Source organism: Providencia sp. UF-183, from assembly GCF_058246155.1.
In genome coordinates, this window is the sequence record NZ_JBSICD010000055.1 from 1 (window position 1) to 1,572 (window position 1,572).

Here is a 1,572-nt window from a genome sequence, read left to right on the forward strand (position 1 = left end):
ATAAACACCATATTGTTTAGCGAATCATTAACCAGTTGTTGTTTCTGACTTTCTTGCTCGGCGGTGAGTTGTTGATCGCAGCCGGTTAATAGCCCAAGCCCCGCGAGTAAAATAGTGCAGTGTATTTTATTTAATAATCGCATGGTTATTTTGCCACAGGTTGGACTGGGGTAGGGGATTGCACGGCACAGCGGAAACCAATTCCATTGTAATCTTCCGCGCTTGGGGGATAACTGTGTCTATCAACGGTGATATTTTTATGGTATTCAGCACCAGTGGAACCCCTCGCCACTTTTTCCTCGCCACTGTTAGGGCCTTGGGGATTTAATTCAGGGGAAACGGAATAATAATCCTCTGCATACCAGTCATTAATCCAATTTAAGCCATTACGCGCCATATCATATAGGCCTAATGGGGTAGGGGGCGTTGTACCAACCGCAGTATATCCGAACACCTCAGGCTCGGTTTCATATTGCTCATAGAGAGTAAAAGTACCATCCGCAGAGGCAAAACCAACAAACTGACCTCGGTTACGTGCAGCATATTCCCATTGGGCTTCGGTGGGTAAGTCAATGGGCAAATTGGTTTGTTGGCCTAACCATTGGCAGTAATCCTTGGCACTTTGCCAATCGGTTCGTGCCATAAACTGTTCTTGAATTGTTAACTTAGCTAAAGGAAGTGAGTCTGCGTGTTTTTTTATGAAAAGATAGTGTTTCGATGGGGGGCTACCGGTTAAAGTAATCCATAGGTTAAACTCTTTCCATGTCACCGGGTATTTGGCCATACTGAAGCTATCTAAGGTGACTTTATGAAAGGTTTTATTATCTTGTTCCACAGTATAGGGGCGAGTAGAGCGCCCATCATGACCGCCGAAGTCCCCCATCATAAAAGAGCCCCCTTCGATAAATACCATATTGTTTAGCGAATCATTAACCAGTTGCTGTTTTTGGCTTTCTTGCTCGGCGGTGAGTTGTTGATCGCAGCCTGTTAATAGCCCAAGCCCCGCGAGTAAAATAGTGCAGTGTATTTTATTCAATAATCGCATGGTTATTGCGCCACTGATTGGACAGGGGTTGGGGACTGCACGGCACAGCGGAAGCCAAGGCCAGGAATATTGCTATTTTTTAATGGAAGAGAATATCGATTCATGGTTAGGTTTTTTAAATAAAAAGAGCCATCAGCCCCTCGAATGCCTTTTTCCTCACCTTGTTCTGGTCCTTGAGGGTTTTTAGATGGGGAATGCTCATAATAATCAGCGGCATACCAATCATTCAACCAGTCAAACCCCCCCCCCATCATATCGTAAAGGCCTAATGGCGTGGGGGGGTAAACCCCTACAGGGGAGAAATCGGTAGCAAATAATTGTTCTCCCCCTTCACGGCCATTATTATAGGTGCCATCTTTTGAGGCGAATACAATAAACTGCCCCCGATTACGAGCCGCATATTCCCACTGGGCTTCAGTGGGCAAATCGATAGGCAGCCCCGTTTGTAGGCCTAACCAAAGGCAATAATCTTTGGCGTCTTGCCAATCTGCGGAAGCTGGGTAATTATCTTGGGTGGAGGCTTGCCA

At 45.9% G+C, this 1,572-nt stretch carries 2 protein-coding genes; both read right to left on the bottom strand.

Annotated elements, in window-relative coordinates; genetic code table 11:
• Positions 1-145 precede the first annotated feature (145 nt).
• Complete coding sequence (locus AC4IFT_RS22275; protein WP_490752903.1) at positions 146-1,045, bottom strand: formylglycine-generating enzyme family protein; 900 nt, start codon at positions 1,043-1,045, stop codon at positions 146-148.
• 2 nt (positions 1,046-1,047) lie between these two features.
• Positions 1,048-1,572: formylglycine-generating enzyme family protein (locus AC4IFT_RS22280; RefSeq protein ID WP_490752905.1), on the bottom strand; the 525-nt coding region annotated here is incomplete at its 5' end.

Excerpts from the sequence above, each read along its gene's own strand:
- AC4IFT_RS22275 (WP_490752903.1), bottom strand. The coding sequence starts at position 1,045 with ATGCGATTATTGAATAAAATACACTGCACTATTTTACTCGCGGGGCTT.